An 18,151-nucleotide genomic window follows, 5' to 3' on the forward strand; every position below is an offset into this window, starting at 1 on the left:
CATGTCGGATCGGGACGCCCTGCCAGACGCCCCCCATATCCCGGTTTTGCTGCGGCCGCTCCTTCGGGCGGTCGCGCCTGTCTCCGGCATCTGGCTTGACGGTACTTTCGGCGCGGGCGGCTACACGCGTGGCCTGCTCGAGGCCGGGGCCGACAAGGTGATCGGGGTCGATCGCGACCCGGCCGTGTTCGAGATGGCCGAAAGCTGGCGTGGACAATATGGCGACCGGCTCGAACTGGTCGAAGGCACGTTTTCCGAACTCGATACCTATTGCGAAGAACCGCTCGACGGGGTGGTGCTCGATCTTGGTGTGTCGTCGATGCAGCTCGATCAGGCCGAGCGCGGGTTTTCCTTCCTGCGCGACGGACCGCTCGACATGCGGATGTCGCAAGAGGGGCCGTCCGCCGCCGATCTGGTGAACGAGACGGACGAGGCCGATCTCGCCGATATCCTCTATCAATACGGCGAGGAACGCGCCTCGCGCCGGATCGCCAAGGCGATCGTCGAGGCGCGCAAGGTTCAGCCTTTCGAGACCACGCAGCAACTCGTGAAGGTGATCGAGCGTTGCCTGCCGCGCCCGAAACCGGGCCAGAGCCACCCGGCCACGCGCAGTTTCCAGGGCATCCGCATCGCGGTGAATGACGAATTTGGCCAGCTCATCGAGGGGTTGGAGGCGGCAGAGCGCGCGCTCAAGCCGGGCGGGCTTCTGGCGGTGGTCAGCTTCCACTCGCTTGAGGATCGTGTGGTGAAGCGCTTCTTTGCGGCACGCTCCTCCACGGGTGGTGGCGGGTCGCGCTATGCGCCGGTTCAGCAAACCCTTGATCCGGCGTTCGAAATTCTCGTCAAAGGCGATGGTCCGGACGAAGAGGAACTAGCCGAGAATCCGCGTTCGCGCTCTGCGCGGCTGCGGGTGGGGCGGCGCACGCAGGCGCCGGCCGGCAAGGCTGATCGCAGTCAGCTGGGCCTGCCCGCGCTCGTGACCGGAGATAAGAAGGGGAAACGCCGTTGAGACTGCTTGCCTATCTCGCCACGTCTGTCTTCGTCATGGGGCTCGCCTTCTGGGCCTATCACGTCAATTACGACACGCAGGACAAGCTCGACGAGCTGCGCGATCTCAACCGTGAAATCGCCTCGCTCAACGAGGGTCTTTCGGTTCTCAATGCCGAATGGGCCTATCTCAACCGTCCCGAGCGCCTGCGAGAGCTTGTCAACCTGAACTTCGCCTCGCTGCGCCTGCTGCCGATGACGCCCGAGCAATTCGGCACCGTCGCCCAGATCGCCTATCCGACCCCGCAAGCCGACGCGCCCGACACCTCCGGTCTGTCCGACCCGGTTGATGTGAAGGCCGATCCCGAGGGAGGGAACTGATGCGCACGCCCCTTCGTCCGCTTGCCCGTATCCTCGACGCCCGTGCCAGGGGCGAGAATCCCGACGCGATCGAGCGTGAAAACCGCCGCCTGCGTGGCGAGGCGACCCGCGACAAGGCCCGTCAGCGCGCCGAGGGTCGTCTGCTGGTCATGTCGGTGCTGTTTCTCGCGGCCTTCCTGACGGTCGGGCTGCGGATGGGATCCTTCGCGGCGTCACGCCCCGAAGAGCCGCAAACCGATATCTCGACCGAGCAGATCCACGCTCAACGCGCCGATATCGTCGATCGCAAGGGCAGGGTGCTGGCCACCAACCTTCTCACCCATGCTCTCTACGCCCAGCCGCCGATGATGATCGACCCCAAGGGCACGGTCGACAAGCTGGTCGCGATCTTCCCCGATCTCGATCGCGAACGGCTGATCAAGGATTTCACCGGCGGGCGCAAATTCGTCTGGATCAAGAAGCGCATCAGCCCCGAGCAGATGCAGGCCGTGCATGATATCGGTGATCCGGGGCTTCTGTTCGGCCCGCGCGAGATGCGGCTTTACCCGAACGGGCATCTTGCCGCGCATATCCTTGGCGGCTCTCGCTATGGCACCGAAGGGGTGAACTCGGCCGAGATCCTTGGCGTGGCCGGGATCGAGAAGGAATATGACGGCTGGTTGCGCGATCCGGGCAACGGCGGTCAGCCGCTCAAGCTCTCGCTCGATCTGACGGTGCAGGCGGCGCTGGAAGACGTGCTCGCGGGCGGCATGAAGCTGATGAACGCCAAGGGCGCGACGGCGGTTTTGATGAAGGTCCATACCGGCGAGATCGTCGCGATGGCGAGCCTGCCCGATTTCGACCCCAACGACCGGCCCGCACCGCTTTTGAAGGGCGATCCCTCCGACAGCCCGCTGTTCAATCGCGCGGTGCAGGGGATGTACGAGCTCGGCTCGACCTTCAAGATCTTCGCGGTGGCGCAAGCGATGCAGGACGGGCTCGTCACCCCCTCCACGATGATCGACACCAAGGGCCCGCTTCGTTGGGGCAAATTCAGGATCCACGACTTCCACGATTACGGCAAACAGCTCTCGGTCACGGATGTGATCGTGCACAGCTCGAATATCGGTACCGCCCGGATCGTGCAGCAGATCGGCCCCGAGAAGCAGCGTGAATTCCTTGGCAAGCTCGGCCTGCTCGAGCCCTCGCCGGTCGAGTTGATCGAGGCGCCCACGGGCCGTCCGATCCTGCCCTCGAAATGGTCCGAACTCTCGGCGATGACCATCGGCTATGGGCACGGCCTGTCCGACAGCCCGCTGCAACTGGCCGCCGCCTATGCGACCATCGCCAATGACGGCAAGCGCGTGCTTCCCACGCTCATCGCACAAGGCGGCCCGCGAGAGCCGCATAAGCAGGAATTCGGCGCGCCCGAAGGCGATCAGGTCGTCTCGCCTTCCGTCGCGCGCAAGGCGCTGGCGATGATGCGCGCAGTGGTCACGCGCGGCACTGCGAGCTTCGGCGATGTCGCGGGCTATCAGGTCGCGGGCAAGACCGGCACCGCCGACAAGCCCAATCCGCAGGGCGGCTATTACGACGACAAGGTGATCTCGACCTTCGCGGGCGTCTTCCCGGTGACCAGCCCCGAATACGTTCTGGTGCTGACGCTCGACGAGCCGACCGACACCTCGGGCAAGGAACCGCGCCGCACCGCGGGCTGGACCGCCGTTCCGGTGGCCGCCGAAACGATCCGCCGCGTGGCGCCCCTGCTGGGTCTGCGCCCCGAGCCGACCACGCCGGATACGCTCGACGGGATCCGCCTTGTGAAGAAGGATTGAAGCCGCTTTCACGCCCCGTGCACGATGCCGCGCATGGGGCCCGGGCCGGGGTGCTCGCGCCTTGACCTTGCAAGGCTGCCACCGGATAAGTGCGACAAGCTGAGTGAGGGACGAACGACATGGCCGCTGGCAGCAAAATGCTGAGCGAATTGGGGCTGACCCCTTTGCACGGAGGGGATCGCGCGATCTCGGGGCTTTCGGTCGACAGTCGTCAGGTCAAACCAGGTCATCTCTTCGCGGCGCTTCCCGGGACGAAGATCCACGGGGCCGAGTTCATCCCCTACGCGCTGCGCATGGGCGCGGCTGCCGTTCTGACCGATCGCGCCGGTGAGCCGATCGCGCGCGAAGCGCTGGAAGGCACCGATACCGCCATCGTGATCACCGAGGATCCGCGTCAGGCGCTGGCCTTCGCCGCAGCCCTCTGGTTCGGGCGCCAGCCCGAGACGATGATCGCGGTCACCGGCACGAACGGAAAGACCTCCGTCGCGACCTTCACCCGCCAGATCTGGCAGCTGCTGGGCTTCGAGGCGGCCAATATCGGCACGACCGGTGTCGAGGGCAGCTATTCCGCGCCCTCGTCGCATACCACGCCCGAGCCGATCACCCTGCATCGGCTGCTCTCGGACATGGCGGGTGTGGGCGTGACCCATGCGGCGATGGAGGCCAGCTCGCACGGGCTCGCGCAGCGACGCCTCGACGGGGTGACGCTGACCGCCGCGGCCTTCACGAATTTCACGCAAGACCACCTCGATTATCATGCGAGCTTTGACGAGTATTTCGCGGCCAAGGCGGGGCTCTTCACCCGCGTTCTGCCCGAGGATGGCGCGGCGGTGATCAATCTCGACGATCCCAAGGGGCAGGAACTCGCGAAATACGTCACCGCACGCGGGCAGGAGCTGATCGGGATCGGCCATTCCGAGCAATGCGAGATGCAGATCCTCGGTCAGCGTTTCGACGCGACGGGGCAGGATGTGCGCTTCGCCTGGGAAGGCTGGACGCAGATGACCCGCCTGCCGCTGATCGGCGGGTTCCAGGCGATGAACGTGCTCACGGCCGCGTCGCTTGCCATTGCTTGTGGCGCCGAGCCCGAAGAGGTCTTCGCCACCCTACCGCGCCTGACCACGGTGCGCGGGCGGATGCAGCTGGCCGCGACTCGCGAGAACGGTGCGACGGTCTTCGTCGATTACGCCCATACGCCCGACGCGGTGCAGACCGCGCTCAAGGCGCTGCGCCCTCATGTGATGGGGCGCCTCATCGCCATCGTCGGCGCGGGTGGGGATCGTGACACGACCAAGCGCCCGCTGATGGGCAAGGCGGCGGCCGAGAATGCCGATCTGGTGATCGTGACTGACGACAACCCGCGCACCGAAGACCCCGCCACGATCCGCGCCGCGGTGATGGAGGGCGCGCCGGGGGCGATGGAGGTGGGCGATCGTGCCGAGGCGATCCTGCGCGGCGTCGATGCGCTCGGTCCGGGCGACGCGCTGCTGGTGATGGGCAAGGGCCATGAGAGCGGGCAGGTGATCGGGTCGGACATCTACCCGTTCGACGATGCCGAACAGGCGAGCGTGGCCGTGGCCGCACTGGACGGGAAGATCTGATGGGCGTGCTCTGGACTTCGACCGACGCGGCGACCGCGACCCAAGGGCAGGTGACGCAACCTTTTGCCGTGACGGGGATTTCCATCGATACCCGCACGATCCGTCCGGGTGATCTCTTCGTCGCGCTCAAGGATGTCCGCGACGGGCATGATTTCGTACGTCAGGCGTTCGACAAGGGCGCGGCGGCGGCGCTGGTGAGCCGCATTCCCGAAGGGTGTTCGACATCCGATCCGTTGCTGATCGTGCCCGAGGTTCTGCCCGCGCTCGAGGCGCTGGGGCGTGCCGGACGCGCCCGGTCTCGCGCCCGGGTGCTTGCCGTGACCGGTTCGGTCGGCAAGACCTCTAGCAAGGAGATGCTGCGCGCGGTCCTGTCTGCGCAAGGCAGGGTCCATGCCGCCGAGGCCAGTTTCAATAACCACTGGGGCGTGCCGATCACGCTGGCGCGGATGCCCGAGGACGCCGATTTCGCGGTGATCGAGATCGGAATGAGCAATCCCGGTGAGATCGCGCCGCTCGCCCGCCTCGCGCGGCCCCATGCGGCGATGATCACCACCGTCGCCCCGGCCCATCTCGCGGCCTTTGAAAATATCGAGGGCATCGCGCGCGAAAAGGGAGCGATCTTCGAGGGGCTGGTCGCGGGCGGCACCGCCGTGATCCCGACCGGGCTCGAAGTGACGCCGATCCTGCGTGAGGCGGCGGCGACTGCCGCCGCGGTCGTCAGCTTCGGTCCCGAAGCAGGCGCCGACTACCGGCTGATCGAGGCGCGCATCGCGGGAGACGCGACGGTCGTTCAGGCTGAGCACCACGGAAAGCCGATGCTTTTCAAGGTTATGACGCCGGGCAAGCATTTTGCCACGAACGCTCTGGGCGTGCTGGCACTGGCCGAGGCCGCGGGCTGCGATCCGGCGGTCGCGGCGATGGATCTGGGCTCGTGGCTGCCGCCCGCAGGACGCGGTCAGCGCGAGCGGATCTATCTCGATATCGTGGACGAGGCCGAGAGTTTCGATCTTTTCGATGACGCGTTCAACGCCAACCCGGCTTCGATGGCCGCAGCGCTCGACGTGCTGGCGGGCGCGAGCCCCCGCGACGGGGTGGGGCGAACCGTGAAGGGCCGCCGCATCGCGATCCTCGGAGACATGCTCGAGCTGGGAGCGGACGAAGCCGCGCTCCATGCCGCGATCGCGGATCTGCCCTCGATGGCCTCGGTCGATCTGGTGCATATGGCAGGCCCGCGCATGGCGGCGCTGCGCGACGCACTTCCGCGGGCCAAACGCGGTGAATGGTACAAGAGCGCCGAGGAACTGGCCGAACGCGCGCGCCATCTCGTCGATCCCGGCGACGTGGTGCTGGTGAAGGGCTCGAAGGGTTCCAAGGTCAGCCTTGTCGTTGATGCATTGAAAAAACTGCGCCAGCCCGGCGCGGCCGAGGCGCATAGAGGAAAAGAGTAATGTTGTATTGGCTTACCGACCTGTCCGATGGCGGGGGCGTGTTCAACCTGTTTCGCTACATCACCTTCCGGGCGGGTGGGGCCTTCTTCACGGCACTACTGGTTGGCTTCATCTTCGGGCCGTGGCTGATCAACATCCTGCGGATGAAGCAGGGCAAGGGCCAGCCGATCCGCGATGACGGCCCTGAGGGGCATCTGGCCAAGGCGGGCACGCCGACGATGGGCGGGATCCTGATCCTCACTGCGCTTCTGGTCTCGACGCTGCTCTGGGCGCGGCTCGACAATGGCTATATCTGGGTCGTGCTCATGGTCACCTATGGCTATGCCGCGATCGGGTTTGCCGACGATTATGCCAAGGTGTCCAAGCAGAACACCAAGGGCGTGAGCGGCAAGGCGCGGCTGGGCTTGGGCTTCCTGCTGGCGCTTCTGGCCTCGGTCGCGACTTGGTACCTGCATCCCACGGAGCTGGCCGGTCATGTAGCGGTGCCGTTCCTCAAGGATTTGATCCTGAATCTCGGCTATTTCTACATCCCCTTCGCGATGTTCGTGATCGTGGGGGCGGCCAATGCGGTGAACCTCACCGACGGGCTCGACGGTCTGGCGATCATGCCGGTGATGATCGCCGCGGGAACGCTGGGCGCGATTGCCTATGTCGTGGGCCGCACCGACTTCACCGAATATCTGGGCGTGCAATTCGTGCCCGGCACCGGGGAGCTGGCGATCTTTACCGCCGCGCTGATGGGCGGCGGACTTGGCTTCTTGTGGTATAACGCGCCGCCGGCGGCGGTGTTCATGGGCGATACCGGCTCGCTGGCCCTGGGCGGTGCGCTCGGCGCCATCGCGGTCTGCACCCAGCACGAGATCGTGCTCGGTATTGTCGGCGGCCTCTTCGTGGTCGAGGCGCTCTCGGTGATCATCCAGGTCGCCTATTTCAAACGCACCGGCAAACGCGTTTTCCTGATGGCTCCGATCCACCACCATTTCGAGAAGAAGGGCTGGTCCGAACCGCAGATCGTGATCCGTTTCTGGATCATTTCGCTGATCCTCGCGCTGATCGGTCTTGCCACTCTGAAGATCCGCTGATCCCGACAAACGGTTTTCACGCCGCCGATTTATAAGGCGGTGCAATGAAACCTGACCCGGCTATGCCCGATGCGCCGCCTTGCGGGGCGGCGCAGAGGCTGCGAGATTTGTGCCTGTATGCCTTTCGCGCTCCGCTGCATGCAGAGGGGCTGCACGGGGAATGAGAATGGGACAAGGTAAACAAGCGCTGATCTACGGGCTTGAGGACAGGCCTGCACCGGGGCCGGCCTCGCTCGCCGCGCTCCAGCATATCCTCGCCTCGATCGTGGGCATCGTGACGCCTACGCTGGTGATCGGCGGTGCGCTGGGTCTGGGCGAGCACGTACCCTACCTGATCGCCATGTCACTTTTCGTCTCGGGCGTGGCGACCTTCATCCAGTCGAACCGGGTCGGGCCGGTGGGCTCTGGGCTCCTGAGCGTGCAGGGCACCTCCTTCGCCTTTCTTGGCGCGATCCTCGCTGCGGGTTTTACGGTGAAAGAGCGCGGCGGCACGCCCGAGGATATTCTCGCAATGATCTTCGGTCTCTGCCTCGTCGGCTGTGTCGTCGAGATCGTGCTGTCGCAATTCCTCGACAAGCTGGGAAGGGTGGTGAACCCGACCGTGACCGGCGTCGTGATCACCGTGATCGGGCTGAGCCTCGTGAAGGTCGGCTTCACCGATTTCGCGGGCGGCGCAGAGGCGGGTAAAAACCTCGGTCGGCCGCTGAACCTGGCGCTTGGCACCCTCGTCGTCGCGGTGATCCTGATGACCACCTTCCTCGGCAAGCCGATGCTGCGGATCGCGGCGATCATGATCGGGCTCATTGCGGGGACGATTGTCGCAGCGCTCTTCGGCATGGTGGACCCATCTCCGCTGGCGCAGGCGCAATGGCTGGCGTTTCCTGTGCCCTTCAAATTCGGCTTCGATTTCGACTTCGGCCTCTTCATCCCGATCGCCTTTCTCTACCTCGTGACGGCCATCGAGACCTCGGGCGACCTGACGGCGAACTCGGTGATCTCGGGTCAGCCGGTGCGCGGGCCTCTCTATCTCAGCCGGATCAAGGGCGGCGTGCTGGGCGATGGTGTGAATTCGGGACTGGCGGCGATCTTCAATACCTTCCCGAACACGACGTTTTCGCAAAATAACGGGGTCATCCAGATGACCGGCGTGGCGAGCCGTCACGTCGGGCGCTACATCGCGGGCTTCCTTGTCATTCTCGGATTCTTTCCGATCATTGGCGCCGTTTTCCTGCTGATCCCCAAACCGGTTCTGGGCGGTGCCACGCTTTTGCTCTTCGGCTCGATCGCGGTTGCTGGCATTCGCATCATCGCCTCCGAGCCGATCGACATGCGCCGCGTCTATATCATGGCGGTGAGCTTCGGTCTCGGGCTCGGCGTGACGCTGGTCCCCGAGGCTACGCAATATCTGCCGGTGCTGGTCAAGCAGGTCGTGGCGACTCCGATCACACTTGCGGGTCTCTCGGCGATCCTGCTGTCACTGCTGATCCCCGAAAGCCCGACATCCAAAGGCGAAATCGCAGAAGAAGCCCAAGAGGCCCCGGTCAGTGGCGCGGAGTAACGCCTCTCACCGCCGTGATTACCAATAAGGGCGGACGGACCTCCTCTTTTCCCATGCGCCGCTGTGGTGCCTGAGCTTCCCGCCCCTTTCCCTTTCCAACCGCTTCAAATATCCCGGGGGAGCGGGGGTTGGCCCCCGCGCGCGACAGGAGGCTGCGATGATCCCGGTTCAGGGCTTTGACGGACATAAGGTGGCGGTTCTGGGCCTCGGGCGTTCGGGCCTGGCTACAGCGGCGGCCCTGCGCGCAGGCGGGGCAGAGCCACTTTGCTGGGATGACAGTCCCGAGGGGCGGGCCCGCGCAGAGGAGGCGGGCTTTGCGATCCACGACCTCACCCGGCAAATCGCCTTCGACGGGGTCGCGGCGCTGATCGTCTCGCCGGGGATTCCGCATCTCTACCCCAAGCCCAACCCGGTGATCGCGGCAGCAATGGCGGCAGGCATTCCGGTCGACAATGATATCGGGCTTTTCTTCCGCTCTTGGGCGACGCGCGAGTTCGACAATTTCGACACCACTCCGCGCACGATCTGCGTGACCGGCTCGAACGGGAAATCGACCACCACGGCGCTCATCCATCATATCCTGCAAGAGGCGGGCCGCCCGACGCAAATGGCGGGCAATATCGGGCGCGGCGTGCTCGATATCGAACCGGCCGAGGATGGCGAGGTCGTGGTGCTGGAACTGTCGAGCTACCAGACCGATCTCGCGCGGGCCCTGACCCCCGACATTGCAGTCTTCACCAATCTATCTCCCGATCACCTCGATCGCCATGCAGGGATGGGCGGCTATTTCGCGGCCAAGCGTCGCCTTTTCGCCGAGGGCGGCCCCGATCGCGCGGTGATCGGGGTGGACGAGCCCGAGGGCGTCTATCTCGCCAACCAGATCTCGATGGGGCGCGAGGACGACCGGCTGATCCGGGTCTCCTCGGCGCGCAAGCTCGGCGACTGGGGCTGGTCTGTCTTTGCCCGCAAGGGGTTCCTGAGCGAATGGCGCAAGGGGCGGCAAATGGCTTCTATCGACCTGCGCGAAATCACTGGGCTTCCGGGCGCGCATAACCACCAGAACGCCTGCGCCGCCTATGCCGCGACGCGCGCGATCGGGATCGCGCCGCGGATGATCGAGCAGGCGTTCCACTCTTTCGCGGGGCTGCCTCATCGCAGCCAGACGGTGGCGGACAAGGGAGGCGTGCGCTGGGTCAACGACTCCAAGGCCACCAATACCGACAGCGCAGCCAAGGCGCTCGATGCGTTCCGCAATATCCGCTGGATCGCGGGGGGGCTGGGCAAGGAGGGCGGGGTGGCGAGCCTCGCGGGCCATCTCGAACATGTGCGCAAAGCCTATTTCATCGGCCATTCGGCGCGTGATTTCGCGTTGGAACTCGCCCCGCTCGAACACGAGATCTGCGAGACGATGGAGGCTGCGGTCGCGGCGTGTGCGCGCGACGCGGAACCCGGAGATACGGTTCTGCTTGCACCGGCGGCGGCGAGCTTCGATCAATATCCCAATTTCGAAAAGCGCGGCGAGCATTTCGCGCAGCTCGTGGATGCGCTGCCGGGGTAAACCCGGGCTTGCGCCCGCGCGTGCAATGGCGATGCTGAGCCCATGAGCGATGCCCCCAAGAGTGAAGCCGGAACTATCTCGACCCCGACGCCCGAGTTACTGCCTGCGGGCACGGATGGAATGCTCGTGCGGTTCGCACTCAGCCCCGACCCGGTCGCGATGGCGGCCGCGCAGGGTTTCGAGCTTGCGCTGGAAGAGGCCCGGCCCGCCGGGGTGATCGAGGTGGCGCCCGCGCTCGTCTCGGTGCTGCTGCGCTTCGATCCCGCGCAGACCCGGCGCGCCGATCTGATCGCGGCCCTGCGCCCTCTGGCAGAGCGCGCGGCACGCGAGGCAGGTCACCGGCCGGACCCGATCCGCCGCTGGCAGATCCCCGCGGCTTTCGGGGGTGACAACGGCCCCGAGCTTGCCCCCATTGCCCGCCAGCTTGGCCTGAGCGAGAGGGAAGCTGTGGGTGAGATCTGCAAAGCGGATCTTCGCGTGCTCGCGATCGGCTTCTTTCCCGGTCAGCCCTATCTCGGTCTTCTGCCCGAACCCTGGAACCTGCCGCGCCTGCCAGAGCTGGTGCCCTCGGTGCCCTCCGGTGCCGTGGTCGTCGCGGTGCGCCAGATCGTGCTTTTCGGTGCGTCCTCGGCAACAGGGTGGCGGCAGGTCGCACGCTCGCATTTTCGCTGTTTCGATCCCGCGCGGACCGAGCCGATGCCCCTGCGCGCGGGCGATGCGATCCGTTTCGTGCCGATCAGCGCCGGGGAACTGGCGGCGCTCGATACGCCCGACGGTATGGGCGGCGCGCGGCTGGAGCATCTGGCATGAGCGCGCTGCGGGTCTTGCGCGCCGACGGGTTGATCTCGGTGCAGGATATGGGCCGCGAGGGCTATCTCTCCCAAGGCCTTTCGCGCGGTGGTGCGATGGACCGTCTGGCGCTTCTGGAGGCGGCTGCTTTGCTGGGGGCAGAGACCCCGCTGGCAGGGCTCGAGATGGCCGGGGCAGGGGGGCTTTTCGAGGTCACCCGGCCGATGCGGATCGCCCTGACCGGCGCGCCGATGCGGGCCGATCTCGACGGGGTGGCGCTGCGCTGGAACGCGGCCCATCCGGTTTTGCCCGGACAACAGCTGCGCATCGGCGGCGCGCAGGCGGGCAGTTACGGCTATCTCGTGCCGGGCGGTGAGTTTGCGACACCCGGCTGGCTGGGCAGCCGCGCGGCACATCTGTCGGTCGGGATTGGCGCGCGGGTGGAGAGCGGCCTGACGTTTCCCTGCGCAGACGATCCCGCGCCGGACCGTCCGGCGCGCGGATTGCCCGCAACCCAGCGTTTCGACGGTGGCACGGTGCGGGTGGCAGACGGCCCGCAAACCGCGCTTTTTGACCCCGCAGTGATCGCGTCATTCTATGAAACGGGTTTTGTGCGCGCCCCGCGTGGGAACCGCCAGGGCGTGCAACTCGATGCGGAGACGCGGTTTGCGGCGCAGGGGGCGGCGGGGCTGGCATCGGACGTGATCGGGCCGGGAGACGTTCAGATGACGGGTGACGGCGTGCCCTACGTTCTGCTCGCCGAATGCCAGACCATCGGCGGCTATCCAAGGATCGGCAAGGTGATCCCTGCTGATCTGCCGATTGTCGCGCAGGCCCCGCCCGGAGCGCGGCTGCGCTTCTCCCGGCTGTCGCCTGATCAGGCCGATGCGCTCTGGCGGTCCGAGGCCGAGCAGTTGCGTACCCTTCGGGCCGCCTGCCATCCGCTGATCCGCGACCCGTCCGAAATGGGGGATCTGCTTTCCTACCAGCTCATCGGCGGTGTAACCTCGGGCGACGATCTGGAGAGGGGCTGATGCGTATCGATCTCAATGCCGATATGGGCGAGGGTTTCGGCCCCTGGAGCATGGGCGATGACACGGCGCTGCTCGACGTGATCAGCTCGGCCAATATCGCCTGCGCTTTTCATGCGGGCGACCCCGATCACATGGCTGCGGTGATGCGCGCGGCGGTGACGCAGGGAGTGGGCATCGGCGCGCATCCGGGATTTGCCGACATGCAAGGTTTCGGGCGGCGGCGGATGTCTCTTTCCTCCGAGGAGCTCGGAAATCTGGTCGCCTATCAGCTGGGGGCTGCGCAGGCGATGGCCCGGCGCGCGGGCGGGCAGGTGCGGCATCTGAAACTTCACGGGGCGCTCTCGAACATGGCGGCCGAGGATGCCTCGATCGCGCGCGCCTGTTTCGAGGCGGCGCTTGCGGTCGATCCCGAGCTCATTGTCGTGGTGATGCCTCTGACCGCAATGGACGAGGCGGCGGAAGCGCTGGGTGCGAAGCGGGCGGGCGAGGTCTTTGCCGATCGCGCCTATACCGAAACAGGTCTTCTGGCCCCGCGAGGTACGCCGGGCGCGATGATCCATGATGCAAGCGAGGCGGCCGAACGGGTGGCGGCGATGCTGCGCGCGGGCGGGATCGTAACCGGCTCGGGCAAGGTGCTGCCGTGCCGGATCGACACGGTCTGCGTGCATGGCGACAGCCCCGATGCGGTTGCGATGGCGCGCGCGCTGCGGGGCCATCTCGCGGCCGAGGGGATCGGGATCGCGCGCTTTGGCTGAGGCTCAGGCCTTCGAGGCGATGTAATTCGCGGTCATCAGGTCGAGATGCGCGCCGCCGCCATTCTTGAAGATCGTGATCTCCTCGGCGCTCTCACGACCTTTCGCGGAGCCACCGACCAGATCGTAGAGATCGCCCAGCACGTCGTCTTCCGAGATCACGCCCGCGCGCATCGGGATCAGCAGCTCCCCGATATGGCCAAGCGTTGTCGCGCGGCTGTCGACGAACAACCGTCCCTTTGAGATCAGCGCATCATCAGCCTCGCGCATGTCGGCCTTGTAGGCGCCGATCAGGTCGACATGAGTGCCGGGCCTGATCCAGTCGCCATGCAGCACCGGCTCGCGCGCCATCGTCGCGCAGGAGATTATATCGGCCATGCCTGCCGCCTCGGCCAGATCTGGCGCGGCAGTAAGGGGAATGGCGCTTTCGACATCCTCCACCAGCGCCTGCGCCTGTTCGGGGCGCCGCGTCCAAAGGGTGATCCGCTCAAGCCCCGGAAAGAGCGCGCCATAAGCCGCGATCAGCGAACGGGCCACCGTCCCGCCGCCCACGATCAGAAGGCGTTTGCTGTCGGGTCGCGCCAGAAGTCGCGCGCCAAGGCCGCTATCGGCGGCTGTCTTGATCTCGGTGACGAGCGGGCTCTCGACGATGGCGCGCAGGCAGCCATGCTCGGGCTCGAAGACCAGCATAGCGCCTTGCACCGTCGGCAGGCCAGCCTTTGGGTTCCCATCGAAAACGGTGAAGCTTTTGACCCCGTAGCCCAGCCCCGGAACATAGGCCGAGCGGCTGAGCAGCGTTCCGGTCGCGGGGCCGAGGAACGTGTCTCCGATCTCGGCCTGCGGGCGTTTGTGACCTTCGCGCAGTGCCTCCACCGCTTCCGCCCAGTCGAGCCGGTTGATCATCGCGTCATAGGTCAGGGTCGGGATGCTCATCGTCTCTCCTTATAACGGGTCGAGCCAGCGCGCCTGGGCCGACACATCTTGTACCTCGCGCGCCTCGCCCGAAATCGCCTGCGCCAGCAGCTCGCCGCAGCCCGCCGAGGCGGTCCAGCCAAGCGAGCCGTGGCCCGCATTGATCCAGAGATTGGGATAGGCGCGCACCCGTCCAAGATAGGGGGCGCTGGCGGGGGTGGTCGGGCGAAGTCCCGTCCAGAAGGTGCCATCGTCGAGATCGACCACATCCGCGAAATGGCGTTCGGCATAGCGGCGCAGGATGTCGAGCCGCTTCTCGGGCATGTCGCGATTGCGGCCCGCGAATTCCGCGAGCGCGGTGATCCGCAGGATGCCGCTATAGACGCCGACGGCAAGCCGCGCGGCCTCGTCGATGAAGGGCAGGGTCGGCGCAGCTTCGGCATCCTTGATCCGCCAGCTGCCGGAATAGCCCTTCACCGGATAGATATTGGGCGCAAAGCCCAAGGGGCGCGTGAGGTCGGGGGTCTCGATCCCGGTCGCGAGGATGACGTGATCGGCGGCAATCACCTCGCCGCCCGCGCGGATGCCTGTGATCGTGCCGTTCTGCCGCTCGAACCCTTCGAACTCGGTGTCGTAGCGCAGGGTGACATGGTTCAGCCGCCCCAGATGCGCGCCAAGCTCGTTGGTGAAGAGGTGGCAATCGCCCACGCTGTCCTCGGGCGCGTAGAAGCCGCCCGCGAAATGATCCGTCATCCGGCTCAGGCGCGGGTCTCTCGCGACGATCTCGGCGGCGGTGACCGGCTGGAGATGCGCGCTCGCATGGCTGTCGCGGAAGGTCTCGAACTCGGCGCGGTCGGTATGCAGGTAAAAGCCCCCCGCGTGGCGTACGAGCCCGCCAAGCCCGGCCTCTTCGGCGACCACGGGCAGGCGCGCGCGGCTGAACCGGCAGAGCCGTGCGAGCCGGTCGCTATTGGCCCCGTGCGCCTCGGCGGAACAGTTGCGCAGGAATTCCAACCCCCAGCGGATCAGCGCTGGATCGCTCCAGCGGCTGACCTTCACGCCCGGATCGCGCCCCGCGGCGGCGCGGATCATCGTGCCAAGCGCACCGGGTCCGGCCCAGGCCTCGGCATGGCCGATCGAGATGATCCCCGCATTGCCTTTCGAGCACAGGTTCGCCGGCGCCGATCCGCGCTCGATCACCGTCACCTTTGTGCCGCGCCGCGCCAACGCATAGGCGGTCTGGATGCCCACAACGCCCGCGCCGAGAACGACGACGCTCATGCGCGCCACCCCAAGCGGCGGGCTGCGATGGAGGAATTGGTCGGAAAACCGGGCATTTGCGGCCCCTTCTTGAGAGTCGCGGAGAGGCTATCGGCGGCCCAGAAGCCCGTCAAGCAAGCCCGACCGGCGCAAAGAAATGTGTCGTATGACAAGTAATACAACCTCAGGTGGTGTTTTCGCCACGCAGCACCGATGCGCGATGGCTTTGGCAGGGCTTAGCCTTGGACTTGGCTGCCCGGCACGTCTGGGGACACGGGGCCATTTCCGCCGGGGAGCCCGGCTTTGAAAAAGCAAATGGAGTGCAAGATGAAACTGTTCAAATTCAAGACCCTTCGCGACCTGAAGAACGACGAAGAGGGCGTCACCGTCGTCGAATACGGCATCGCGCTGGCGATCGCTGTCGGCATTGGTGGTTTGATTTATACCACTGTCGGTACCGGAGTTTACAATAAGTTGGCAGGCGCGGCGACGATCATGGGGGAAACGCCCGCAGGGTATGGCGCGAACCCTGCAGAAGGTGGTTGAGGTCGATCACCAGCTATCAGGCGTTGGTTCGCAACGCCTGATGCTATTATCTTTTTTTAAGGGGAAACGTCATGCGCATCGCTTCAATGCTCACTTTTGCTGCTGGCCTTGCCGTGGCGGGAGGATCTGCGTACCTAGCGCAGAACTTCTTCGAAGCAAAGCTTCAGCGCGAGGCTGCTGCCGAAAAGGCCGGGCTCGTCGAAGTTCTTGCAGCCGCACAGAATATTCCGTTCGGCCAGACCATCGAATCCCAGAAGCTGACCGCGATCGCCTGGCCGAAAGAAGCGTTGCCGCCGGGTGTCTTTACCGACACTGCGGCGCTGCTGCCCGCTCAAGGCCAGCAACCGCGCCGCGCAAAGGCCGAGATCGCGCAGGGTGAGTTGATCCTTGCCTCCAAAGTCTCCGGCTATGGCGAGAAAATCACCATCGTCCAGACCCTCGGTCCGAACAGCCGCGCGATGGCGATCAGTGTAAATGCTTCCACTGGTGTGGGTGGCTTCGTCACGCCCGGCGACAAGGTCGACGTAATGATGACGCGGGGTAGCAACGACACGCTCAAGACCGTCACGATCCTTCAGGACGTCCGGGTGATCGGTGTCGACCAGACCTCGGATGAAAAGGTGAAGACGCCCGGTGTCGCGCGCACCGTGACGGTCGAGGTGACGCCCGAACAGGGCCAGCGCCTCGCTCTGGCGCAAAAGGCGGGGACGCTCAGCCTGACGCTGCGCACGCTCGACGACGCCGAGAGCGAACCGCTGCCCTCGATCGGTCTTGCCGATATCCTGAGCGAACGCCCCTCCAAGCTCGAGCCGACCCAGGTGCGCACGGTGATCATCCGCCGCGGCACCGAAGTCACCGAGACCGCGATCAAGTGAGGCGCAGGAAAGATGGCACGCATCCGCGAAAGCATCCGGCGCTTTGCCCAAGATGAAGACGGGACGATCCTCGTCTTCTTCGGCATGAGCCTCGTGATCCTGTTCGGATTGGTGGCCCTTTCCTTCGATCTCGGTCGTCTCGGGAGCACCCGCTCCGAGCTACAATCCTACGCCGATTCCGTGGCGCTGGCCGCCGCGGGAGAGCTTGACGGCAATTCTGACGCGATCTCGCGCGCCAATTCCGCCGCAGCGCTCGTTTCGGACACGCAGACATTCGGCGCGGGCGGGCATTCGCTCGGCTATGCCGAGATCGATCCCGATAATGCTGACGGCGCTGACGTGGTGAGCGACGTCACGCTCACGTACCTCTCGCGGCTGCCGAAAGATACCGAGACAATCGCGGATGTCGCGACGACCGAGCCCGCGAAAGCGGCTTTCGTCCATGCCGCCGTTGCGCGCCACGATGTCAGCGCGACATTCGCGGCGGTCTTCACGACACTGGGGGGCTTTGACGCATTCGACGGCAGCGCCGAGGCGGATGCCATCGCGGGGCTCGAAATTCAGGCCTGCGATGTGACGCCTCTGATGTTCTGCGTGCCCCCGGGGTTCAAGGCTTCGGCCAATATCGGCACGATGGTACGTATTCGCGCGGGCGGGAGCGGTGCGGCATGGGGCCCGGGAGACTTCGGCTTTCTCGATCCCGACAAGATCAAGGTCGATGACGAAGGCCCTTGCGCAAAGCTGAACGGCGCGCATCTCGACGCTTGCTTGCTGGGGGCGCAACAGAGCATCACGCAATGCTTCAACCAGCGCGGCGTCGATACGGAGCCGGGCCAGAAAGAAGGGCTCAACGCCTCGATCTTCAATGTCCGCTTCGACATGTATCAGGCGATCATGAACGGGCTGAGCAACGACGAAGACTATGCGCCCGCGCCCAATGTGATCAAGGGGATCATCAAGAAGGATCCGGGGAACAGCTCCAACCAGAATCAGGGCCAGGGCAAAGCGAATTGCATCGGCGAGGCCGAGCAGGTTTCACCTGACACGGTCGGGTTGCCCCGGGACGATTGCTTCATGGATAAAAGCTGCGATCGCTTTGGTGATGGCGACTGGAGCGAGGGGCGCGAAACCTATGTCGCGACGAATTACGGCGCGGGTGTCGACGATCCGCACCCGGACGCGGTCACGCGCTACGATTATTACCTCGCCGAAATCAAGGCGGCCGCTGGCGGCGAGATCCTGACTGACCGCGCCGAGACGGGGCTGCCTACCTGCGCGCCTGCCGCGTCGAGCAACCCCGACCGCCGCGTGCTGATCGTAGCGGGGATCGATTGCTCGGCCGAGACCGGAGCCGTGATCAAGGGGGCGATGTCGGACGTTCCCGTGAAGGAATTCGTCAAGGTCTTCCTCACCGAGCCGGTGGGCGAGGATGGCTCGACACCGCCCGTGATGGATATCTGGGGCGAGATCATCGGCTCGGCCAGCGATGGCGGGTCGGAAGATACGGGGACTGGGGGCATCGTGCGCGATGTCGTCCAGCTTTACCGGTGAGCG

At 65.6% G+C, this 18,151-nt stretch carries 16 protein-coding genes; 14 read left to right on the forward strand and 2 right to left on the reverse strand.

Annotation, left to right across the window (positions count from 1 at the left end; genetic code table 11):
• Nucleotide 1 precedes the first annotated feature (1 nt).
• The 11 genes from rsmH to BMG00_RS14640 all read left to right on the forward strand — a co-directional run bounded on the left by rsmH (nt 2) and on the right by BMG00_RS14640 (nt 13,007).
• On the forward strand, nt 2-1,009 hold the full coding sequence (gene rsmH, locus BMG00_RS14590; RefSeq protein WP_078574864.1) for a 16S rRNA (cytosine(1402)-N(4))-methyltransferase RsmH: 1,008 nt from the start codon (nt 2-4) through the stop codon (nt 1,007-1,009).
• Nucleotides 1,006-1,368, forward strand: a complete 363-nt coding sequence (gene ftsL / locus BMG00_RS14595) for a cell division protein FtsL (RefSeq protein ID WP_078530134.1) — start codon at nt 1,006-1,008, stop codon at nt 1,366-1,368. The genes rsmH and ftsL overlap by 4 nt, the downstream gene beginning before the upstream one ends.
• Nucleotides 1,368-3,182, forward strand: a complete 1,815-nt coding sequence (locus tag BMG00_RS14600) for a peptidoglycan D,D-transpeptidase FtsI family protein (RefSeq protein ID WP_245795054.1) — start codon at nt 1,368-1,370, stop codon at nt 3,180-3,182. The genes ftsL and BMG00_RS14600 overlap by 1 nt, the downstream gene beginning before the upstream one ends.
• Before the next feature lie 119 nt (nt 3,183-3,301).
• The gene (locus BMG00_RS14605; RefSeq protein WP_078574865.1) at nt 3,302-4,783 is read left to right on the forward strand and encodes a UDP-N-acetylmuramoyl-L-alanyl-D-glutamate--2,6-diaminopimelate ligase; all 1,482 of its coding nucleotides are present in this window, start codon (nt 3,302-3,304) and stop codon (nt 4,781-4,783) included.
• Entirely contained in the window at nt 4,783-6,231 is a 1,449-nt protein-coding gene (locus BMG00_RS14610) for a UDP-N-acetylmuramoyl-tripeptide--D-alanyl-D-alanine ligase (protein ID WP_078574866.1), read from the forward strand. Before BMG00_RS14605 ends, BMG00_RS14610 begins: the two co-directional genes overlap by 1 nt.
• Nucleotides 6,231-7,313: a phospho-N-acetylmuramoyl-pentapeptide-transferase gene (gene mraY / locus BMG00_RS14615; RefSeq protein WP_078574867.1), complete on the forward strand. Its 1,083-nt coding sequence runs from the start codon at nt 6,231-6,233 to the stop codon at nt 7,311-7,313. The genes BMG00_RS14610 and mraY overlap by 1 nt, the downstream gene beginning before the upstream one ends.
• A 166-nt stretch (nt 7,314-7,479) precedes the next feature.
• Nucleotides 7,480-8,871, forward strand: coding sequence for a uracil-xanthine permease family protein (locus BMG00_RS14620; protein ID WP_078574868.1), 1,392 nt, complete (start codon nt 7,480-7,482; stop codon nt 8,869-8,871).
• Nucleotides 8,872-9,028: 157 nt separating this feature from the next.
• Nucleotides 9,029-10,429 (forward strand): UDP-N-acetylmuramoyl-L-alanine--D-glutamate ligase, encoded by a 1,401-nt coding sequence (gene murD / locus BMG00_RS14625; protein WP_078574869.1) that lies wholly within the window; start codon nt 9,029-9,031, stop codon nt 10,427-10,429.
• 42 nt (nt 10,430-10,471) lie between these two features.
• Nucleotides 10,472-11,239, forward strand: coding sequence for a 5-oxoprolinase subunit B family protein (locus BMG00_RS14630; protein ID WP_078574870.1), 768 nt, complete (start codon nt 10,472-10,474; stop codon nt 11,237-11,239).
• A complete protein-coding gene (locus BMG00_RS14635) occupies nt 11,236-12,252 on the forward strand; it encodes a 5-oxoprolinase subunit C family protein (protein WP_078574871.1) in 1,017 nt (338 codons plus the stop codon). Before BMG00_RS14630 ends, BMG00_RS14635 begins: the two co-directional genes overlap by 4 nt.
• Complete coding sequence (locus BMG00_RS14640; protein ID WP_078574872.1) at nt 12,252-13,007, forward strand: LamB/YcsF family protein; 756 nt, start codon at nt 12,252-12,254, stop codon at nt 13,005-13,007. Before BMG00_RS14635 ends, BMG00_RS14640 begins: the two co-directional genes overlap by 1 nt.
• 3 nt (nt 13,008-13,010) lie before the next feature.
• On the opposite strand, the gene BMG00_RS14645 is transcribed toward BMG00_RS14640, so the two are convergent.
• Together BMG00_RS14645 and BMG00_RS14650 are read right to left on the reverse strand one after the other, a co-directional pair.
• Nucleotides 13,011-13,937 carry an ornithine cyclodeaminase family protein gene (locus tag BMG00_RS14645; protein ID WP_078574873.1) on the reverse strand — a complete coding sequence of 309 codons (927 nt, stop codon included), beginning with the start codon at nt 13,935-13,937 and terminating at the stop codon, nt 13,011-13,013.
• A gap of 9 nt (nt 13,938-13,946) precedes the next feature.
• Complete coding sequence (locus BMG00_RS14650) at nt 13,947-15,197, reverse strand: FAD-dependent oxidoreductase (protein ID WP_078574874.1); 1,251 nt, start codon at nt 15,195-15,197, stop codon at nt 13,947-13,949.
• Nucleotides 15,198-15,503: 306 nt separating this feature from the next.
• Between BMG00_RS14650 and BMG00_RS14655 the strand changes: the two genes are divergently transcribed.
• The 3 genes from BMG00_RS14655 (at nt 15,504) to BMG00_RS14665 (ending at nt 18,148) form a co-directional block, all read left to right on the forward strand.
• Nucleotides 15,504-15,722: a Flp family type IVb pilin gene (locus BMG00_RS14655; RefSeq protein ID WP_211274149.1), complete on the forward strand. Its 219-nt coding sequence runs from the start codon at nt 15,504-15,506 to the stop codon at nt 15,720-15,722.
• Between the two features lie 71 nt (nt 15,723-15,793).
• Nucleotides 15,794-16,597, forward strand: coding sequence for a Flp pilus assembly protein CpaB (gene cpaB, locus BMG00_RS14660; protein WP_078574876.1), 804 nt, complete (start codon nt 15,794-15,796; stop codon nt 16,595-16,597).
• Between the two features lie 12 nt (nt 16,598-16,609).
• Nucleotides 16,610-18,148, forward strand: coding sequence for a TadE/TadG family type IV pilus assembly protein (locus BMG00_RS14665; RefSeq protein ID WP_078574877.1), 1,539 nt, complete (start codon nt 16,610-16,612; stop codon nt 18,146-18,148).
• Nucleotides 18,149-18,151: the final 3 nt, after the last annotated feature.

This window comes from Thioclava marina, assembly GCF_002020135.1.
Lineage (GTDB): Bacteria > Pseudomonadota > Alphaproteobacteria > Rhodobacterales > Rhodobacteraceae > Thioclava > Thioclava marina.